The 2,282-nt window shown below is 58.5% G+C and carries 2 protein-coding genes; both read left to right on the plus strand.

What is annotated here, in order from left to right:
• Nucleotides 1-150 precede the first annotated feature (150 nt).
• Nucleotides 151-555: a hypothetical protein gene (locus tag MKK84_RS01795; RefSeq protein WP_243916326.1), complete on the plus strand. Its 405-nt coding sequence runs from the start codon at nt 151-153 to the stop codon at nt 553-555.
• A 352-nt stretch (nt 556-907) separates the two neighbouring features.
• Complete coding sequence (locus tag MKK84_RS01800) at nt 908-1,480, plus strand: hypothetical protein (RefSeq protein ID WP_243916327.1); 573 nt, start codon at nt 908-910, stop codon at nt 1,478-1,480.
• Nucleotides 1,481-2,282 lie beyond the last annotated feature (802 nt).

A 2,282-nucleotide genomic window follows, 5' to 3' on the forward strand; every position in this document is an offset into this window, starting at 1 on the left:
TGTCCTTGTGAGACCAGCACGTCGACCTGACGCAGCTTGCTCACGATCTCCTCGGGCTTGGGTCGTTGGGCCATCGATTCCGTCCTCTGTCGGCGCAAAAGCCATACTTCAGGGCGGACCACTTCAAAGGGGGACGATCACGAAGCCACGTTGAATTATATCTGGCCCCGCCACGCCATCGAGATCAAAGGACTCGGTGCGAATGATCCTACGCTCGCATTCAAGATCGATAATCTGAATGAGTTCGTTGATTGGGCTAGAAAAACGAATGGTCACAACCTTCAAAGCCTGAAGGGTCCGTACGATTTCGCCATGGCAGCGATGTTTGCCGCCCTTGACGCGTTGATAACAGCTCCTGCTGACGCGAGATCGGGCGAACTCGCACGCTTGTGTCTCTGCGCAATGATCGATTTGGGAACAGTGGTTAAGCCAAAGCGTCGGAAGGGGCGCAGGAAAGCCAAGGACCAGCCAAGATTGTATTCGACCGAGTTAGTTGCTCGTGTGCGTCACGAGGCTGATGCGGAATGGAGTTGGGCTAAGACGCCGAATCGATAAGCGCCTTATGGCTGGCGGGAACGAGTTGGTTGATCCCGCCAGCTGTCGTGGCATCGTGAAACTCCTGGAATTGCAAGGCTCAAGTAACGGACATCGGTGAGTCAATCAGGCGGGTAGGCCGAGCGCGAACGCATGAACCCGCTGTCGCGGCTTTCTCGCGATCTCTGGTGCCGCAATCGCAAAGCCCAGAAGCGGCCTTCTCCAAACTCGTAAAAACCAATTGAAACCGTAGGCCAAAGCAACGCGTGGAAGCGCCCGCTGCGCCGACCCTACTTCATCAGACGAGCGAATGCACTGCAGACCTGCTGTGTATATGGCGGCCTATTGCTTGATGCGACAAGGAACAGCTGAAATGACGATGCTTGATACAAACAGCTACACCACCCGCAAAGCCTACATCGAAGCCTGGGGTACATACTTCAAGGAGAAGATGGATGCAGGATGGGAAGGTTACCTCATCACCCTGATGTTCAAACAAATCCCTGGATCCGAGGCGGCCAAGTTGCGGGTCATGGAACAGGAGCTGTACCGGGTGTACGCCACCCACCTAAGTCGCCTCTTCCGCCGGCCCAACGCGCCCGCCAACCGCGGCAAGCTGCCGATTTGGATCGCGTCGCCCGACTACCCCGTCGCCAAGCGCGAGAAAGTGTTACTTGACGAGGTGCGGATCAACGATGGCCTGCACCTGCACGTCGCCGCCCTGTATCACCGCGATCGGCGTTTTGCGTGCAGCATAGAAGACCACTTCGCAGATCTGATGCACATCTACATCCACGGGGAGCACGAACTCCTGCGGATGCATATCAGCCGGATCGAGACCGAGGAGCGTTACGTGGTCGGGTATGGCTTCAAAACCGTGGTCAAGCGGGCCTCGATCGGCGTCGACGGTTTGATCGTGCTGCCGCGGACCTCAAGCGAGGTTTGAGCGGCTTAAAGCGCGCGGCGGCAGTCTGAAACGCCTTTTTGAGCTCAGCGGTCATCGTTGCCGATTTTACCTAACTTGCTAGCTTTGAGCTCAGCTGATTGGAAGGATTGGCCCTGACCGAGGAAGCTGGATACGCCGCGAGGTCAGAAGACGAACGTGAAGCATATAATATTGATGCTGCGCTAGATATAGAGGGCAGACGGCCCAGGATAAGAGTTCGGGGTTAGCATGCAAGAAGTCACTCATCTTTAAAAAGCGGTACGCGACGAGACCCGATGGAAAGATATTTTCTGCTGGATAGAGGCGCAGATCATGTAATTACCCAGGCCCTTGCGCGGGTTGAGTTTCGCTGATTCCCTCGTGGGATGGGGCGCAGCGATCTGAGCGGTTGAGCCGCGAGGGACCGAACGAGCCGGTGGCGCGGCTGCAGCCTCCCGACAAAGACTCCGGCCACCCCCCGAAACCCACGGCCACCGACCGGCAAGAAGCGCCCGAGCCATCCCAACCCGGCGGGGCCCAGCCCGGCCACGCGGGCCACAGCCGGGGGATTAGGGGCGATCCCGAGCCCGTCGGTCCGGACACTGCGGCCGCACAACCGGCTCGTTCAGCTCCTCGCGGTTCAACCGCTCAAGATCGCTGCGCCCCATCCCACGAGGGAATCAGCGAAACTCAACCCTCGCAAGGGCCTGGGTAATTACGCCGGTAGTGTGCATCGATGCGAGCCGGTCGCGGCCAATAGCAGGGCACCGGGCGCGAAGACAGTCCTTTCTCTTGCCGAGCTTGTCGCGTCGCCGCTGCGTGC

Source organism: Methylobacterium sp. E-065, from assembly GCF_022829605.1.
Lineage (GTDB): Bacteria > Pseudomonadota > Alphaproteobacteria > Rhizobiales > Beijerinckiaceae > Methylobacterium.